This is a genomic window from Akkermansiaceae bacterium (assembly GCA_024233115.1).
GTDB lineage: Bacteria > Verrucomicrobiota > Verrucomicrobiia > Verrucomicrobiales > Akkermansiaceae > Oceaniferula.
Window position 1 is genome coordinate 126,729 of record JACKQB010000004.1, and the last position, 16,772, is coordinate 143,500.

A 16,772-nucleotide genomic window follows, 5' to 3' on the forward strand; every position below is an offset into this window, starting at 1 on the left:
GATAGTGGGAGTTCATGAGATTGCAACCCCGTGATAAGGCATAAACTCCAGTCAGCCATTGAGAAGCGGACATCCATTCCCAGCGTTGATACCAACGCCCTCCGCCTTGTGGATGGTGCAGGGGACGGTTTGCCCGGGCTGTACCTGGACTCCTATGCCGACCGCTGGGTCGTCGCCTCCCGCGCCAACACGCTCGACCCCGAAGTCCGCGCATGGCTGGAGGCTCAAGGCAGAACCTGCTACTGGAAACGCCTCGACCAGCATGAAAAAGAAGATCCTGCCCACATCGCCGGCCCACTCCAAGACGAGCCATTCATCGCCGCAGAAAGTGGTGTGCACTACAAGATCCACTTCCAGGCCGGATACTCCCAGGGGATTTTCCTCGACCAACGCTTGAACCGCAAAAGGGTGCGCGCGTTTGCCGCCCCCGGAAAAACGGTTCTCAATACCTTCGCCTACACCGGGGCCTTTTCCGTTTGCGCCGCGCTCGGAGGGGCGACCACCACGACCCTCGACCTTTCCCAGGTCTACCTCGACTGGGCAAAGGACAACTTCCAGGCTAACAAACTCAACCCCGCCGAGCATTATTTCTGCAAAGGTGACACCTTCCACTGGTTGAAACGTTTCGCCAGGCAGGGCCGGACATTTGACGGAATCATCCTCGACCCCCCGACTTTTTCCCGTGATGACAAGGGCAAGGTTTTCCGGGTCGAAAAAGACTACCATCGGCTCGTTGCCCTGGCACACGCATGCCTCGCTGACGGTGGCTGGATCCTTTGCTGCACCAACTGCCGCAAACTGGCCCCGCGTGATTTTTTCCGCATGGTCAGGGAAGGGGCACCCGGAGCCAACATCACATCGCTGGCGATGCCGGAGGAATACACCGGGGAACATTATCTGAAGTCGCTTTGGGTTGAAACATAGTCCCCTATTGCCCTCGGCTATCAGTATGCTAATCTGCCACTGACCATGGACGACTACAACCGCCGCCACTTCATCCGCACCTCCATCCCGGGGTTCCTCGGGCTTGGGTTGGCCTTGCCATCGATCAATGCGATCGCCACGCGAGCGAATGCCTTTGAAGGCCGGGTTCCGGAAAACGGCGTGATCAACTGGGATGCTTTTCTGGAAGCGGTGGAAATGGAAACCGCCAAGCAACACCTCGACCATTGGAACCAGGACGACTACGTCAAAAAAGCCGCCGCGCTCGCACTCCGACTCAACCTCAAGGACCCCGCTCTTGCCAAGGCTTTTGCCAACACCCAAAATGGTCTCGGCAACCAACGGGTCGATTTTTACGACCTCGAGGAACAACGCGATTTTCAAGTGAATCTGCTCCAGTTTGAAAAAGACGAGCAGATCACGCATCACGACCACCCGGACATGACCGGTGTCATCCTCTGCGCCACCGGAATGATCGATGTCTGGAACTACGACCTCATCGAACACAAGAATGACCAGCACGTCCTCCTTGCCGAGACCGCCCGCGCCACCCTCAGCAAAGGCCACGTCTCCACCCTGACTTCAAAAGCCCGGAATATCCACCGGCTCAAAGCCGGACGACTCACCCAACTGGTCGATATTTTTGCGCCCCCTTACAATAAGGAACGCGCTCGGAAGAGCACCTGGTTCAAGGTCGACCCCGAGCCGATTCAGCAGCAGCCGGGCCGCCCTACAATCTATCAGGCCACTACGCGATAAAAAGGAGGATTTGTTAGAAATTGCGAAGCGGCCGATCGTAGCCTGTGAGTTCCACGTAACCGTGGCCCGAAAGTGGCCTCCCATTTTTTCTACCTGCCACCCTGACCAAACCCTCCCAGTAGCGAATCTGGGAAAACCGACCATAGAGTTCCCCGTCTTTAAAAGCAGCGGCGAGATTACAATCGACGCCCCACGGAGGAATGTTAAGTCTCCAGCCCACAGGGAAACGCACACCCGACCGTGGGGAAGTCCAGTGCTCCGTCGGCTCCACCCTACAAGCTCCGGGCTTAAGAACATGCCTCACACCCCTCTGGTCGATCCTTACGGTCATCCCCCTCTTTGGCGCCGAGCCATCCAGATGCCTGGGGGCGTAATGAACCAGCTCGCTGCCATCATCCAGCTGTAGCGCAAACCAATCCCAGCCATCCGCACCACGCGCGACATCAGGCCCCATCATCTCATGATCAGCCCAACCAGTACCGGTGATTTTGCTCAAGGAACCATTTCGCTTCAGCGTCCCCTTCACCGACATCCGGGTTGAGGACATGTAATAACTGCGGGACGCCGGCTCCATCCCCGGTTTTCCGTGTAACGTCCAGGGCTTGACGGGTTCAAGCTCTATGTCCAGCTCAACACCTCCCAGATCCACCCGGACACAAGGCTGACCAGCCCCACGGTCAAAGGCCACCCACTTGCCTGTCCAGACCATCAATCGATCGGTCGTCGCACCCGCGGTTCCCAGTCGACGACTGCCGATGACCTCCTTCACATATCTCCGGCCCGTAGAGAGATCCGTGACGGCCGCCTGCGCAAACTGACACGGGTTTCCAAACCATCGCACCGGGATGCCAAAGCGCTTTTCCTTGCCCGCCCAACTTTTGAAAAACGCCACATGAAACGCGTAATCAGCCCCCGCGTCATCTTTGATGATCCCCGTGTAATACCACCACTCAACGGCAAACTCATCGTGGGCGGCATGGTCGGCAGGCAGGCTGATCCCACGCTTCCCATCCACGCGACCACTGGGGGCGGGCACTTGACGCGTTGCACAGCCGGCAAGCCACGCTGCCAACAACGCCAGATAGACAAGCCGCCAAACATTCCCATGATTCAAATTCCCCACTGCGCTTCACCTCTGACCTAAAACCACTCGAAAAACAATATCAAAGGAAAGGGCCCCTTTTTCAGGCACACTAAAGCCGATTGTTTTTCTGCCCGCTACGCAAGAGGTCCAGCACCTCAGTACATCGACCTGGCCAGGATGCGACTTCATTGCATGACCGGTCCGACAGGTGGGGATTAAACGAATTTTTAAACAATGGCTTCTAATTATCAGCGGGATTATAAATTATATCTTGATCGATTAATTAGCCATGCTAATATTCTTCCCGCTATGCCTCCAGTTGCCTACAGATTAAGTTTCCCATGCCCCGAATGTGGCGGGGTGCTGACGATGTCCGTCAAGGCTTGCGAAGGGAACTGCCCACTCTGTCAGTGCCCCATCACGGTGAATCTCGATGTGCAGGTCAGCGAGGCCAAAGCCCAGGAACCCGTGACCAAGAAGGGATGGGATAACCGCGCTTTCCGCCGTCCCGCCACCACCACCAAACCCATGTGGCAACCCCTCCATCAGCCTGCGGAATAAGACCCGCAGGAAGAGTCTGGTTTTTCTTTCCGCAGCCTTCCTACGAAGTAGGAATGTATCAGGAAAGAGCTGATCTTGAAAAATTTCCCTTTTCAATTGGCCATTCCGCGCGTAGTTCCACCTTCCATGTCGAAGACCCTCATCATTGCAGAGAAGCCCTCTGTCGCCACCGATCTCTCAAGCGCGCTTGCCAAAGCACCCGAAGTCGGGAAATTCGAAAAAAAAGGCAAGGGCCGCGATATCTACTTCGAAAACGAAGGTTTTGTCATTACCTCAGCTGTGGGGCATCTGGTCGAACTCAAGATGCCCCAGGGCCCGATCGGCAAGAACGGCCAGCCCAGGAACCTTCCCTGGAACTTCGATGTGCTACCCGCCATCCCCAAGAAATTCGAACTCCAACCCATCGAGCAGTCCGAGGCCCGACTGAAACAGGTCCTGCGCCTCTGCCGCCGCAAGGACATCGACACCATCGTCAACGCCTGCGACGCCGGCCGCGAGGGTGAACTGATTTTCCGCTACATCCTCGAGCTCGGAAACATCGACAAACCGGTCAAACGCCTCTGGATGCAATCCATGACCCAGGGCGCCATCCTCGACGCCTGGTCACACCTCCGCAGCGATGAGGACATGCACAACCTGCGTGATGCCGCCAAATGCCGGTCGGAGTCCGACTGGTTGGTAGGCCTCAACTCCACCCGAGCCCTGACCTGTTTCCGCTCCCGCCATGGCGGCTTTAACATCACCGCCGCAGGACGCGTCCAGACGCCCACCCTCGCCATCCTCGCACGCCGCGAGATGGAAATCCGCGAGTTCATCCCCGAGGCCTACTCCGAAGTCCATGCCGATTTCTCAGTCGAAAAAGGCAACTACGCGGGACGCTGGATCAATGAATCCTGGAAACGCGATGCCAAGCTGCCCCACTCACGCCCAGAGCGCCTTTGGAAAAAGGAGGACGCCGAGGCGATCCGCGCGCGGTGCGAAGGCAAGACCGGCACCGTACACGAGGAACAGAAACCCACCAAGCAGGCATCACCACAGCTCTACGACCTGACAACGCTCCAACGCGAGGCATCCTCGCGTTACGGCTTCTCCGCCAAACGCACCCTGCAGGTCGCCCAGGCACTCTACGAGAAGTACAAGATGCTCACCTACCCCCGGACGGACTCGCGCTACTTGCCGGAGGACTATCTCGGCAAGGTACACGAAACCGTCGATGCCATCGCCCAACAAGGTGGCGAGCTTGGCAAACACGCCAAACACGCCATCTCGGAAAAGCTCATCGTGCCCAGCAAGCGCGTCTTTAACAACGCCAAGATCTCCGACCACTTCGCCATCATCCCCACAGGCCGCTTCGTGAAAATGGATGAGGCCGCCGAAAAAATCTTCGACCTCGTCACCAAACGCTTCCTCGCCGTCTTCTACCCAGCCGCCGAGTTCCTCAACACCCGCCGCATTACACGGGTCACCACCCAAGGGAGCGTGGGCGTCCCGCCCGCATCATCCAATGAAATCACAGACGCTTTTCTAACAACCGGAAAAATCCTCGTCACCCCGGGCTGGCTCGCCGTCTACGGCAGACAACCGGGCGTTGCCTCCGGCAAGGATGAACTCTGCTCTGTCTCCGAAGGAGAATCCGCCAAGGTCGACCACATCGAAGTCAGGGACGACCAGACCAAACCCCCCGCCCGGTTCAATGAAGCCACCCTGCTCTCCGCCATGGAGGGGGCCGGGAAACTCATCGATGACGAGGAACTGCGGGAAGCGATGTCCGAGCGCGGTCTCGGCACCCCGGCCACACGCGCCGCCACCATCGAAGGCCTCATCCGCCAGAAATACATCGAGCGCGACGGTCGTGAATTCCACGTCACCCGCAAAGGCATCCGCCTGATCGAAATCACCGATGAACTCGGTATCCACGCCCTGGCATCACCATCGATGACAGGCGACTGGGAAAGCAAGCTACGCCAGATGGAACACGGCCAGCTCTCGCGCCCCGAGTTCATGCACGAGATCATCGACTTCACCTCCGACATCGTCAACAAGGCGAAGAAATACACCGCGGAGCTGAAAAACAAAGTTTTCCCGGACCTCGTCGCCACCTGCCCTAACTGCCACGCTGATAGACTCAAAACCACCGATGCCACCTACGAGTGTTATAACCCCGAGTGCGCATTCCAGATGAGTAAATACATCGCCTCCCGCCTCATCAACGAGCAGGAGGCGAAAGAACTGCTTGCCAAGAAATTCATCGGTCCGTTGGATGGCTTCAAATCCCGTTTCAACCGCCCCTTCGAAGCAGCCCTAGAACTCAAACAGGAGGAAACCAAGACTGGTAAAAAGGGGAAATGGAAAGTCGGCTTTGTCTTTGACGACGGCGAGAACGAGCGTGACGAACTTGACGATGAACAGGTCGTTGCCAGCGTCACCACTCCCGACGGCAAGAAGGTCAAAATCTACGAGACCGCCAAAGCATGGTATGTGCCGGCCATCACCACCAAAAACGACCCTGACGGCATCCGCATCTCACGCACCATCCTGCAGTGTGAGATACCCACCGACCAGGGAATCCAGCTGATTGAAAAAGGTAAAACCAACCTGCTTCAGGGCTTCATCTCAAAGCGCACCAAACGCGCCTTCTCAGCCTACCTCACCTTTGATGCCAGCAACGGCAAGATCGGCTTCGAGTTCGAACCACGCAAGTTCGGCAAAAAGGCAGCCAAGAAAACGGGGAAAGAAGAAAAGTAAGTCAGTCATTAAGTGATGATGTAGGTCAGTGAAAACATCGGAAGCAGCCGTGTCGCCACGATCACTTACCTACCTCTTTACCTGCGCACCTACTTACTTAACACCTACCCACTAACAGACTTGTAAAAAGCGTAGTGATCCTTCTCCAGGGTCGCCTCGTCGGGAATCGGGTAAAAGATCATCTCGCCACCAAAACCCCCGCTGCAAATCCAGAAACCTCCGCGCAGACGCAGGAAGGACAACTTGTCAATCGCGGAGTCAAGGCTAACACCTTTGGTCTTCTTGTTAGGGTTGCCTTTGATTTCAAGGATCTGGTCGCGCAACTTCTGCGGATGGACATTCGGAAGCGGGCTGTGATGAAACGGATTGGCCTCAATCTGCTTGAGGAAATCATCAATATTGAGGTCCACCTGGGTAAACACCACCTTGGGTGCACCCTTCGGCTGGGCCGGGTCCGTGATATATTCTCCAAACTCGGGGGGGGTCATGTGGGAAAGCACCACCCCGCTGAACGGACAGATTTCCTGGTATGTCCTGACAAAACCCGGCCCGTGCTGCCGTTGGTACGGTGTCTTCTGCAAACCTAACACCTCACCCTCGACCGAGACCACGTAGAGATCCTGGAAAGCAGCGAGGTCAATGTGCTCTAACACACGGTAGGTGGCAATAAACTTGGTACGCTTCAGAACTCCCTCCGGTGTGGCGACAACGTCTTTCAACAACTCATCGATTTTGAAAAAATCATGGCGATAGCTGTTGTCGATTTCGGCGAAGATCACCGTGCCGCTGTAATAACGTGAACTGCCCGTGGCGTAATGCCGGCCAAACGCCTTCGGCTCAAGCTGCGAGGCCACCAGAGCGTAGTTGGGGGACATAATGACGTAGAGGTGGATGTTGTTGGGTTCAATCATGGCGGTAATCATAAAGAATGAAAAAGGCTGTAATTAACGGTTGCTCGGGACAACAGCTTGAAAAGCTGTCCTGAAAGGTTGGCCAGAACGCTATACCCTCCATGCCCGCGCACAAAGCAGAAACATCCCGGGCGCGAAAAAAACTCCCCGTTTAGCCCCCCTGCGCGTCCTCCCACGCAATGAGGAGCACAGCATTTTTCGTCAGGAACCTGCTAATCTATCGCCTGAAAACTACAAATCAAGCTCTGAATCAGCATAATTTGCCCGTACACACGCATATTGTGTAATACTGTTGTCTGACCTGACTGGTGTGCTAGAAGAACGCCGTCATGAGTCAAATTACATCAACCACACACCCCGCCCTCGCAAAATGGGTGGCAGAAATGACCTCTCTATGTCAACCTAAAGACGTTCGCTGGTGCGACGGCTCACAGGCAGAATGGGACCAACTTACCCAGGAACTTTGTGATGCCGGCGTATTCACACGCCTTAACCCGGAGAAACGGCCCAACTCCTTCCTGGCACGGTCGTCCCCAGGTGACGTCGCCCGGGTCGAGGACCGCACCTATATCTGCACACGCCGCCCCGATCAGGCAGGGCCAACCAACAACTGGGCAGACCCCAGGAAAATGCTCGCCACCATGCACGAGAAGTTTACCGGCTGCATGGAAGGGCGCACCATGTATGTGATCCCGTTCTGCATGGGCCCCATCGACTCTCCTCTCGCAAAAATCGGTATTGAAATCACCGACAGTGCCTACGTTGTCACCAACATGCGCATCATGACCAACATGGGTGCCCAGGTGCTGAAACGCCTTGAGGACGAACAAAGCGGTGCCGCTCCCAGGAAACGCGACGGCCACGCCAACTTCATTCCATGTATGCACACCGTCGGCATGCCGCTCACCGAGGGAGTCGAGGATTCCGAGTGGCCCTGCAACGACGACAAATACATCTGCCACTTCCCCGAGACCCGTGAGATCTGGTCCTACGGCTCCGGCTACGGCGGTAACGCCCTGCTCGGCAAGAAGTGCCTTGCACTCCGTATCGCATCCAACATCGCCCGCGAGCACAACTGGATGGCTGAGCACATGCTCATCCTGGGTCTGGAATCACCCGAAGGTGAAAAGACCTACATCTCCGCCGCCTTCCCATCGGCATGCGGCAAGACCAACCTCGCCATGCTGGTGCCACCCAAGAAGTATGCCGAAGCCGGCTGGAAAACCACCATCGTCGGCGACGACATCGCCTGGCTCTGGCCCCACGAGGACGGCACCCTGCACGCCATCAACCCGGAGAACGGATACTTCGGGGTCGCCCCGGGAACATCCTATGACACCAACCCGATCGCCATGGACTCCATGCTGGAGAACGCCATCTTCACCAACGTCGGCCTGACTGATGACGGCGATGTCTGGTGGGAAGGCCTGACCAAGGAGAAGCCGGCGCATTTGATCGACTGGAAGGGCAACGACTGGACACCGGAGTCCGAGACTCCCGCCGCCCACCCGAACGCACGCTTCACCGCTCCCGCGCACCAGTGTCCCACCATCGACCCGGAGTGGCAGAACCCTGACGGGGTTCCTATTTCCGCCATCGTCTTCGGCGGTCGCCGCCCGTCCACGATGCCCCTGGTTTACCAGGCGTTCAACTGGTCACACGGTGTCTACGTCGGTGCCACCATGGGCTCTGAGGTCACCGCTGCCGCCATCGGCCTGAAAGCCGGCGTCCGCCGCGATCCCTTCGCCCAGCTACCGTTCGCCGGATACAACATGGGTGAATACTGCGGCCACTGGCTGTCGATGCGCAACCAGATCAAACATGTGCCACGCGTCTTCCACGTCAACTGGTTCCGCCTCGATGAAAACGGCAAGTTCCTCTGGCCCGGCTTCGGTGACAACATGCGTGTCCTTGAGTGGATCACCAAACGTTGCCACGGACGTATCCCCGGCCACGAAACCCAGATCGGCTGGACCCCTCACTTCGAGGACTTCGATGTCTCTGACCTCGAAGGCTACACCGAGGAGGACTTCGACAAGGTCATGGCCATCGACAACGAGGAATGGAAACAGGAGGTCCTCTCCCAGGGTGAACTCTTCCTCAGCCTCTATCAACACCTGCCCAAGGAACTGGTATACCAGCGCGAGCTGCTGATATCACGCCTCACCTAGAGCGCCTCCCGGGCAAACTAAGAATCTACCTGGTTATACTCAAGTTTTTCCACGCGAGTATCTCTTCATAGACTAACTACCCGGCTCGATTACGAGCCGGGTAGTTTTTTTCATCCACGCATGACGGATACCGGTCATCGTGCATCGAAGGCAGCAGGCTATTCCTGCCTATTTGCCTGTGCCTGAGTTGATTATCGGGTTTGCGACCACAATAATACGCTTATTTGGTTGCAGATTGGATCATCCTGACCGAGAAGTCGCACAGCGTGAACGAAAAACCCATCATCGACAAGGAGGAGGTCTACAAGGACCCGGGAAAATGGCGTAAGATTGTGGTGCAGTACCAGAAGCCCAGCATCCCTAGAGCCAGCTGGCAGATTGTCAATACCCTGGTGCCATGGTTCGCCTGCTGGACGGCCCTCTATTTCGTCCGGGATATCTCCATGTGGCTGACGATTCCGTTTATTCTCCTGATCGGCGGGCTGACCGTGCGGACCTTCATTATCTTCCACGACTGCGGTCACCAGTCGTTTTTCAAATCCCGCAGGGCCAATGACATCCTGGGATACATCACCGGCGTCCTGACATTCACCGCCTACCGTTTCTGGCACTGGGAACACGGCGTGCACCACTCGACGGCTGGTGACCTGGACCGTCGCGCCGAGGGCGACATCTGGACCATGACCATCGAGGAGTATGAAGCTTCCTCCAAGGGTATGAAGTTAGCCTATCGTCTCGTTCGCAGCCCGCTTGTCCTGTTTACCATCGCCCCCATGTTCCTGTTTCTCGTCTGGCAACGGTTTTCATCGAAAAAAGCCAAGTGGAGAGACCGCCGCTCCGTGTGGTGGACGAATATCGGGGTGGCCGGAATGGTCGCGCTCGGTTGTTACGTGTTTGGTTGGCAGCATTACCTCCTGTTCCAGCTCAGCGCCTGTGCAATCTCCACCACGGCCGGCGTCTGGATGTTTTATGTGCAACATCAATTTGAGGATGTCTACTGGGCGCGCCATGACGAGTGGAACTTCGCAGCAGCGGCGCTCGAGGGCAGCTCCTTTTACAAACTTCCCAAGGTGCTCCAGTGGTTTTCCGGCAATATCGGATTCCACCACATCCACCACCTCAGCTCGAAAATTCCTAACTACTTGCTGGAAAGGTGCCACAATGCCGAGCCTCTTTTCCAACAGGTGCCCTGCCTGACCATCCGCGAGAGCATCGCCTGCGCCGGGTATCGATTACTCGACGAGGAAAACCGCCGCTTGGTCGGTTTCAAATATCTCAAGGAGTATAGGAAGAGACACTCCGGGGAAAAAGCGGCCTAAGCCACACAGCCCGGAATCACACGGAACACGGTGAGGATGCTGACAAACAAGCTTAACCCGTAGACACGCGTATTGATGACTGCGCCCGATGAACCACTCACCATCCTCTATCAGGACGAGTGGCTCGTAGCGGTCGATAAGCCGGCAGGGCATCTTGTGCACCCCGCTGACATCCCCAAGGAGGGGGACATGGTAACGATGAAAATCCTGCGCGACCAGATCGGCCGGCACGTTTATAATATCCACCGGATTGACCGGCCGACAACGGGTGTTCTCCTGTTCGCACTCGCTCGCAATACGGCACGATCACTGCACCGTGCCCTTGAACGACATGAAGTCTGTAAAAAATACTGGGCCGTAGTCAGCGGTCCGGCACCTGACGAACCATGGGAATGCCGGCTCCCTTTGCAAAAAAATCCGGACTCCCCCGTGCAAGAGGCCCGCACCGGTTTTCAGCGGTTAACCAGCATCTCGCCGACCTGTTTGAGTGAAGAAACAACACCTGTGCTCTCGCTCGTCGAAGCCACACCACATACCGGGCGCTACCACCAGATCAGAAGACATCTCATCCACCTCGGCCTGCCCATTGTTGGAGATTATCGCTACGCAGGCATTGAGGCTTCTAATTTGTTAGGAAAATCACTTGGCACCGGAACCAGGATGTTGTTGCAGTCGAAAAGCCTTTCGTTGACCCACCCGGTCACGGGACAACACACCCACATCGAAGCTCCGGTTGACCCCGCTTTCCTTAAGTGCTTTCCAGACCTGGTATCGTGACGAGCGCTTAACACATCCCTACCCAGGCTCATTTACATCGGCTGCGGAATGTGTAAAATGACCTGGAATACTTGAAAGATCCAGCATCCGTCAACGCATTCATCTAGACCCGTTACTCACTTTACGTATGAAATACATCGCCCTCGCCTCACTCTTGCTGAATCTTGGCATTTCCGCCGCCGCTAAACCCAACATCATTTATATTCTTGCCGATGACCTGGGCTACGGCGACCTCGGTTGTTATGGACAAAAGGTGATCCAAACCCCCCGCCTCGACAAGATGGCCAAGGAAGGCATGCTCTTTACCCAACACTACGCCGGCAGCACCGTTTGCGGCCCCTCTCGGGCCTGCATGCTTTCCGGGAAACATAGCGGCCATACATTTCTGCGCGGCAATGGTTCCCTTCAGTTCAGACCGGACCCGCAAGACGAGATCTTCCCGCGCGCACTCCAAAAAGCCGGTTACCATACCGCGATGATCGGAAAATCCGGCCTGGCCTGCAATTCCGACGACGGCTCGCTGCCCAATGCCAAAGGCTTCGACTATTTCTTCGGCTTCTCATCACACACCCAGGCCCACTGGTATTTTCCCAAGTATCTTTGGAGAAATGGCAAGAAGGTGGAATACCCTAACAACTCGCTCCATGAAGGCGACCACTATAGCTCGGAGTTGGTGATCAACGAGGCTCTTCAATACATAGAAAAACAAAAAAACGGGCCGTTTTTCCTCCACCTCGCATTCCAGATCCCCCATGCAAGCCTGCGGGCCAAAGAGGAATGGAAAGCCAAATACCGCCCCATTCTCAAGGAAACGCCGCTGCCACCCAGAAAGCACTCGCACTATTCCTTCGAACCCGAACCCAAAACCACCTACGCCGCCATGGTTTCCTACATGGACCACAACGTCGGCCTGGTCATCGACAAACTCAAGGAGCTCGGGCTCGATCACAACACCCTCATCATCTTTTCAAGCGACAATGGGGCGATGCAGGAAGGGGGCCATAAACGCAGCAGCTTCCATTCCAATGGCGCGCTACGCGGCGGCAAACGCGACCTCTATGAAGGAGGTGTGAGAACACCAACCATCGCCTGGTGGCCGGGAAAAATAGCACCCGGCAGCGTCTCCGATCACCTCTCCGCCTTCTGGGACATCTCCCCCACCCTACGTGAACTCGCAGGAGCCGCCCCCCAGGCGGATACCGACGGCCTGTCGATGGTCCCCACGCTTCTCGGTAAGCCGGGCCAGAAAAAACACAGCTCACTCTACTGGGAATTCCATGAACAAGGAGGTAAACGCGCCGTGCGCAAAGGCAAGTGGAAACTCGTCCTCCTAAAAACCAGCACCATACGCAACCCCGCACCCGAACTCTACAATCTTGAGAAAGACCCCGCAGAAAAAAACAACATCGCAGCGGCCAATCCCGAAATCGTTTCCGAACTCCAGAAAATCATGAGCCAGTCACACACGCTCGCCGAACACAAGGGGTTCAGGTTCGCCTCCGAAAAAAAACCTGACCCTAACCCATCCCGGGCGAAGCAGAGGAATAAAAAACCTGGCAAGTAACCTCAGCCCAAGCCTTGTCAGCCCGCCACCCGTGCCCGGAGCCAAGACCAGCCATGGCGCACCCATCACTCATTGCACCGAACCGACTCCTTGCATACTATCGTGCCGGCACCATTACCCGCACCCAATGGCTGCACGGAATGCGCCAACACTTCCTGCTGGCCTTTGCCGAAATCGAAGAGGATCGCTCCGATCCCAAACGGGCACTCCTCGAAACCTGGCGGTGCAAAAACGCCGCACGTCGACTTAAAAAAAACCACACCGAGGCGGAACTACGCGAGGTCTTTCTCTCGCTCAGCGCGCTCGATGACTTCCCACCGGCCACCTACTTGTGGAATGCCGACCAACGCGACGTCCCACTCCATTGCTTTCTACGCGAGAAACGCACTCCCGTCCTCCGCTTCGGTAAAATGGAAATCCACCGTCTAACCGCCAGACTCATCATTGAATACGGTGGTTTAAAGGCGAAAGACTGCCTCCGCGAGAAAATTCACATGCGCCGCGACTGGCGGGGCACGCTGATCGTCGAGTCCCGGGAACCTTTATGATTGGCGGCACACAACATCCCAGATAGAATGGTGGACATGATCATTCGCCACGCGCTCACTTGCCTTATTACCTTTATCCTTTTTGTCAAAGCCGCCGCTGAAATAGCCGGCGGGCAGGTCATCGCCGCAACCAGCGTGGTCTACAGTAAAGACAAAGAGGGCAACAAACTAACAGGACTTCTCTATCTGGTCATGACCGAGGGGAAATCCGTTCAGATCCTAGGTAAACCTTACCATCAGGGCAAATTCTCCCTGCACCTGGAAAAATCGGGCGCTGAAGAGATCACGACAGCACTCGACCCCCTGTGTATTCCCCTCACCGCAGGTGGGGATCTTATTTTCCGTCAAGGAACGTGGCCGGTCGTAACCCACGACTTCAACAAAGACGGCATCAGCGAGTTTAACCTGGGGCAGCGGGGCAATAGTTGGGGGGACCACTTCATGCTGTTTACCTTTGCCCAGGACGGCAGCGGCAAGGTCGAGGCAATGACGGTATCGGAAGAGATGGAGGATAACTACCTGCACCCCGAGGACGGCGGACCATCAACCCACTATCTTCTCGAAACCAAGGAAGGCTTCAAGCACACCTTCACCGAACGGGGCGATCCAGTCAGCAGGGAAGTGTATATCCACTACCGCTGGAACGCCAAAGCGAACAAGTTCGAGGAGTCGAAGCGTGTCGCTATCGATTAACTCTGCACTTTTTTGACAAACTGCGCTTTCAGGGCAATGGACAAACCATCCATCTTGCAGTCGATCTCGTGATCACCATCCACGATGCGGATTGGCTTGGACTTCATCCCGCTCTTCAACACCTTTGAGCTTCCCTTGAGCTTCAAATCTTTCACCATCTGCACGATGTCACCCGTTTCCAGTACATTGCCATAGGCATCCTTGACCACACGCCCCTGCTCTTCTTTTTCCCACTCATGACCACAGGTCATACATTCGTACTTCCGGGGAAGGTCAAGGACGTCTTCCATGGTGCAAAGCGGACAAACTAATTTAGACATGACCGAGGTAAAGCGGATCACCACCCGGGATGCAAGCCTCTATTACCTGCCAGGCAATCTGGGCAAAAAAGGAATCTTCACCACAGGTGGATACAGCGCAACGCCACCGCTGAGACCCAACAGGCTGAGCTCCGCTCCCTCACGCAGTCCCAAGGCACACCCCACCAAAGGTGTCTGCAGTTCAAGTCCCGTGCCACCAGCTGTTTTTCCCACGTAAAACCCATGCTCCTTACCGACGGCATTATGATCTAACACAGCCGACACTCCATCCACCCCGCGTATCAGATTCTCGGCAAAACTGTTGCTGTTCGGCCCCGGCCATACACGGTAAACCGAGGCATCATAACGCTCTGCAAAACGCATGATGTCGCTCACAAAGCGAGGGTTCTTTTTGCCGTCCGACTGTGACAATATCCGCACCCTATTGCCCCAACGTTTCCCTGCATGCGCAACATCGTCCGGGATGGTGTGGTGCTGTAGGCCGCTGGTTTTATTCACAATCTCGATCCTCCTCCATGGCGAACGGGTATCGGACCGGTAATCCACCCAGCTGTGGGTGGCAAAACGTGCCAACAGCGGTTCACTGTCCGGGATCTGCACATCCTTGACCACAATCAAGCTGTCGGGACGGATCGTTTGCTTGGAATGACAGCCTGTCAGCAGCAACAAGACATCAACTAATAGGAGCAAGTAATAATAGGCACGCACCCAGATGACATAGCTTGTCCAACCTACTTCTACAAGTCATGATTGATCATCGACTCACACCTGCAATTCTCTTGTTGAAAATTGCGCCATATAACTTATCCTGTTCACGTGAAGATAGATGAAAACGGACAGATCACGATCCCCAAGGTTCTCCGGGAGAAATTCGGGTTCGTACCAGACTCCACACTCGTTGTGGAGACCACAAGGGAGGGCATCCTGATCAAACCCATGCCCTCCCACATGGAACAAGTCAGCCAGTGGTTCAAAGACGAACATGGCAGTGAAATGGCCAGCCTCACCACCGATCAGATCATGAGATTGGTCCGCTAAACAATATTATAGGACACACAAATCAAGAGCCTCTGGACATATCCGGAGGCTCTGTCTTTGATTCGCCCCCCTGCATTTCTTCACTTGCCCGGTCTTCGAACGATTTACCTGCAGTAGCTTTACGCAACTGGTTCAAATACACCATCCCGCCAATTACCAGTGCCAGGAGCAGGATGTAATGAATCAATCGCTTTCTCTCAGAAGGTTCCATGACTTGCTCAAGTTAGCTAAAACCAGTCAGTCATACCATCCTAAAACATCTCCATCTGCGGGTCGATTTTTTCGTCTGTTAGTCTGACTCCTATTCCGAAGAGGCGCACGGGTTTTCCTTGGCCCCGGCTCCAGGCTTCTTGCAACAGGGTGGTGTAGATGCTTGTGTCCAGGGCGGGGTGGGCGCGTTCGGCGGTGGTGCGGGTGAAGTCGGAGAACTTGAGTTTGATGACCAGGGAGCGCACCGTACGGGTGCGGTACTTTGTATCCAGGGTCTCCTGGATGGACGACTGCATTTGTTGGAGGTTGGGGATGAGGGTTTGCACGTCGGAGATATCTTCGGCGAAGGTGGTTTCCTGGCTGATGGATTTGCGGCTGCGGCTAGGTTTCACACCACGACCATCTTCGCCCCGGCAGAGGTCGTAGAGGTCGATACCCCATTTACCGAATTTGCGTGAGAGGGTGAATTTATCAAATTGTTGCAGGTCGCCACAGGTTTGCACGTTGATGGCTTGCAGTTTTTCCTGCATGCGTTTGCCGACACCCCAGAGTTTTTTGACCGGAAGTTTTTCCATAAATGCGGGAATGTCCCCGGTTTTGATTTCAAACTGGCCGTTGGGTTTGTTCCAGTCGCTGGCGATCTTCGCGAGCATTTTGTTAGGTGCAATTCCCGCCGATGCCGTGAGGCCTGTTTCCTCGTGGATCTCGGCGCGTATTTCCTTGGCAATGGCAGCCGCAGTGCTTTGCCAGTGGCTGACGTCGAGATAGGCTTCATCGAGAGATAGAGGCTCGATGAGTTCGGTGAATCTGCCGAAGATGGCCTTGATTTTGGCGGACTCAGACCGGTAGAGATCGAACCGGACTGGCAGCATGATGAGCTGCGGGCACAGCTGGGTGGCCTTGAATCCGGGCATGGCGGAGTGGACGCCGAACTTCCGGGCCTCGTAGTTGGCGGCGCAGATCACACCACGTCGGCTACCGCCGCCGACGGCGACAGGTTTGCCGCGCAGAGAGGGGTTCTCGCGCACCTCGATGGCCGCGTAAAAGCAGTCCATGTCGATATGGATGATTTTTTTCAGTGTTTTGTTTTTTGAACCTCAAGTGTTAATGTTCTGTATAAAACCCGCTTC

16 protein-coding genes are annotated in these 16,772 nt (G+C 55.7%); 11 read left to right on the plus strand and 5 right to left on the minus strand.

Annotation, left to right across the window (positions count from 1 at the left end):
- Window positions 1-33: 33 nt before the first annotated feature.
- A complete protein-coding gene (locus H7A51_11555; protein MCP5536851.1) occupies window positions 34-924 on the plus strand; it encodes a class I SAM-dependent rRNA methyltransferase in 891 nt (296 codons plus the stop codon).
- A gap of 45 nt (window positions 925-969) precedes the next feature.
- Window positions 970-1,701 carry a hypothetical protein gene (locus H7A51_11560; protein MCP5536852.1) on the plus strand — a complete coding sequence of 244 codons (732 nt, stop codon included), beginning with the start codon at window positions 970-972 and terminating at the stop codon, window positions 1,699-1,701.
- 13 nt (window positions 1,702-1,714) lie between these two features.
- Here H7A51_11560 and H7A51_11565 read toward each other — a convergent pair whose 3' ends face one another.
- Complete coding sequence (locus H7A51_11565) at window positions 1,715-2,737, minus strand: hypothetical protein (protein ID MCP5536853.1); 1,023 nt, start codon at window positions 2,735-2,737, stop codon at window positions 1,715-1,717.
- A gap of 357 nt (window positions 2,738-3,094) precedes the next feature.
- On the opposite strand from H7A51_11565, the gene H7A51_11570 reads away from it, so the two are divergent.
- Together H7A51_11570 and H7A51_11575 are read left to right on the plus strand one after the other, a co-directional pair.
- Window positions 3,095-3,346 carry a hypothetical protein gene (locus H7A51_11570; GenBank protein ID MCP5536854.1) on the plus strand — a complete coding sequence of 84 codons (252 nt, stop codon included), beginning with the start codon at window positions 3,095-3,097 and terminating at the stop codon, window positions 3,344-3,346.
- 126 nt (window positions 3,347-3,472) lie between these two features.
- The gene (locus tag H7A51_11575) at window positions 3,473-6,091 is read left to right on the plus strand and encodes a DNA topoisomerase III (GenBank protein ID MCP5536855.1); all 2,619 of its coding nucleotides are present in this window, start codon (window positions 3,473-3,475) and stop codon (window positions 6,089-6,091) included.
- A gap of 104 nt (window positions 6,092-6,195) precedes the next feature.
- Here H7A51_11575 and H7A51_11580 read toward each other — a convergent pair whose 3' ends face one another.
- Window positions 6,196-7,002 carry a hypothetical protein gene (locus H7A51_11580; GenBank protein MCP5536856.1) on the minus strand — a complete coding sequence of 269 codons (807 nt, stop codon included), beginning with the start codon at window positions 7,000-7,002 and terminating at the stop codon, window positions 6,196-6,198.
- A 329-nt stretch (window positions 7,003-7,331) separates the two neighbouring features.
- Between H7A51_11580 and H7A51_11585 the strand changes: the two genes are divergently transcribed.
- The 6 genes from H7A51_11585 (at window position 7,332) to H7A51_11610 (ending at window position 14,074) form a co-directional block, all read left to right on the plus strand.
- Window positions 7,332-9,173 (plus strand): phosphoenolpyruvate carboxykinase (GTP), encoded by a 1,842-nt coding sequence (locus H7A51_11585; protein ID MCP5536857.1) that lies wholly within the window; start codon window positions 7,332-7,334, stop codon window positions 9,171-9,173.
- A gap of 281 nt (window positions 9,174-9,454) precedes the next feature.
- Window positions 9,455-10,492 (plus strand): fatty acid desaturase, encoded by a 1,038-nt coding sequence (locus tag H7A51_11590; protein ID MCP5536858.1) that lies wholly within the window; start codon window positions 9,455-9,457, stop codon window positions 10,490-10,492.
- A 75-nt stretch (window positions 10,493-10,567) separates the two neighbouring features.
- Window positions 10,568-11,269, plus strand: a complete 702-nt coding sequence (locus H7A51_11595; protein ID MCP5536859.1) for a hypothetical protein — start codon at window positions 10,568-10,570, stop codon at window positions 11,267-11,269.
- A 127-nt stretch (window positions 11,270-11,396) separates the two neighbouring features.
- Window positions 11,397-12,833 carry an arylsulfatase gene (locus tag H7A51_11600; GenBank protein ID MCP5536860.1) on the plus strand — a complete coding sequence of 479 codons (1,437 nt, stop codon included), beginning with the start codon at window positions 11,397-11,399 and terminating at the stop codon, window positions 12,831-12,833.
- Window positions 12,834-12,886: 53 nt separating this feature from the next.
- Window positions 12,887-13,381, plus strand: a complete 495-nt coding sequence (locus H7A51_11605) for a hypothetical protein (GenBank protein MCP5536861.1) — start codon at window positions 12,887-12,889, stop codon at window positions 13,379-13,381.
- 36 nt (window positions 13,382-13,417) lie between these two features.
- Window positions 13,418-14,074 carry a hypothetical protein gene (locus tag H7A51_11610; GenBank protein MCP5536862.1) on the plus strand — a complete coding sequence of 219 codons (657 nt, stop codon included), beginning with the start codon at window positions 13,418-13,420 and terminating at the stop codon, window positions 14,072-14,074.
- On the opposite strand, the gene H7A51_11615 is transcribed toward H7A51_11610, so the two are convergent.
- On the minus strand, window positions 14,071-14,394 hold the full coding sequence (locus tag H7A51_11615) for an alkylphosphonate utilization protein (protein ID MCP5536863.1): 324 nt from the start codon (window positions 14,392-14,394) through the stop codon (window positions 14,071-14,073). The genes H7A51_11610 and H7A51_11615 overlap by 4 nt on opposite strands.
- A 42-nt stretch (window positions 14,395-14,436) precedes the next feature.
- Entirely contained in the window at window positions 14,437-15,084 is a 648-nt protein-coding gene (locus tag H7A51_11620; GenBank protein ID MCP5536864.1) for a DUF3750 domain-containing protein, read from the minus strand.
- Between the two features lie 126 nt (window positions 15,085-15,210).
- Here H7A51_11620 and H7A51_11625 point away from each other — a divergent pair, with 126 nt between their 5' ends.
- A complete protein-coding gene (locus H7A51_11625; protein MCP5536865.1) occupies window positions 15,211-15,432 on the plus strand; it encodes an AbrB/MazE/SpoVT family DNA-binding domain-containing protein in 222 nt (73 codons plus the stop codon).
- Window positions 15,433-15,683: 251 nt separating this feature from the next.
- On the opposite strand, the gene dinB is transcribed toward H7A51_11625, so the two are convergent.
- A complete protein-coding gene (dinB, locus tag H7A51_11630) occupies window positions 15,684-16,721 on the minus strand; it encodes a DNA polymerase IV (GenBank protein ID MCP5536866.1) in 1,038 nt (345 codons plus the stop codon).
- Window positions 16,722-16,772 lie beyond the last annotated feature (51 nt).

Bases quoted from the DNA above. Each gene is read 5' to 3' on its own strand.
- H7A51_11560 (MCP5536852.1), top strand. From the start codon at position 970: ATGGACGACTACAACCGCCGCCACTTCATCCGCACCTCCATCCCGGGG.
- H7A51_11570 (MCP5536854.1), top strand. From the start codon at position 3,095: ATGCCTCCAGTTGCCTACAGATTAAGTTTCCCATGCCCCGAATGTGGC.
- H7A51_11575 (MCP5536855.1), top strand. From the start codon at position 3,473: ATGTCGAAGACCCTCATCATTGCAGAGAAGCCCTCTGTCGCCACCGAT.
- H7A51_11580 (MCP5536856.1), bottom strand. From the start codon at position 7,002: ATGATTGAACCCAACAACATCCACCTCTACGTCATTATGTCCCCCAAC.
- H7A51_11585 (MCP5536857.1), top strand. From the start codon at position 7,332: ATGAGTCAAATTACATCAACCACACACCCCGCCCTCGCAAAATGGGTG.
- H7A51_11595 (MCP5536859.1), top strand. From the start codon at position 10,568: ATGACTGCGCCCGATGAACCACTCACCATCCTCTATCAGGACGAGTGG.
- H7A51_11600 (MCP5536860.1), top strand. From the start codon at position 11,397: ATGAAATACATCGCCCTCGCCTCACTCTTGCTGAATCTTGGCATTTCC.
- H7A51_11605 (MCP5536861.1), top strand. From the start codon at position 12,887: ATGGCGCACCCATCACTCATTGCACCGAACCGACTCCTTGCATACTAT.
- H7A51_11610 (MCP5536862.1), top strand. From the start codon at position 13,418: ATGATCATTCGCCACGCGCTCACTTGCCTTATTACCTTTATCCTTTTT.
- H7A51_11615 (MCP5536863.1), bottom strand. From the start codon at position 14,394: ATGTCTAAATTAGTTTGTCCGCTTTGCACCATGGAAGACGTCCTTGAC.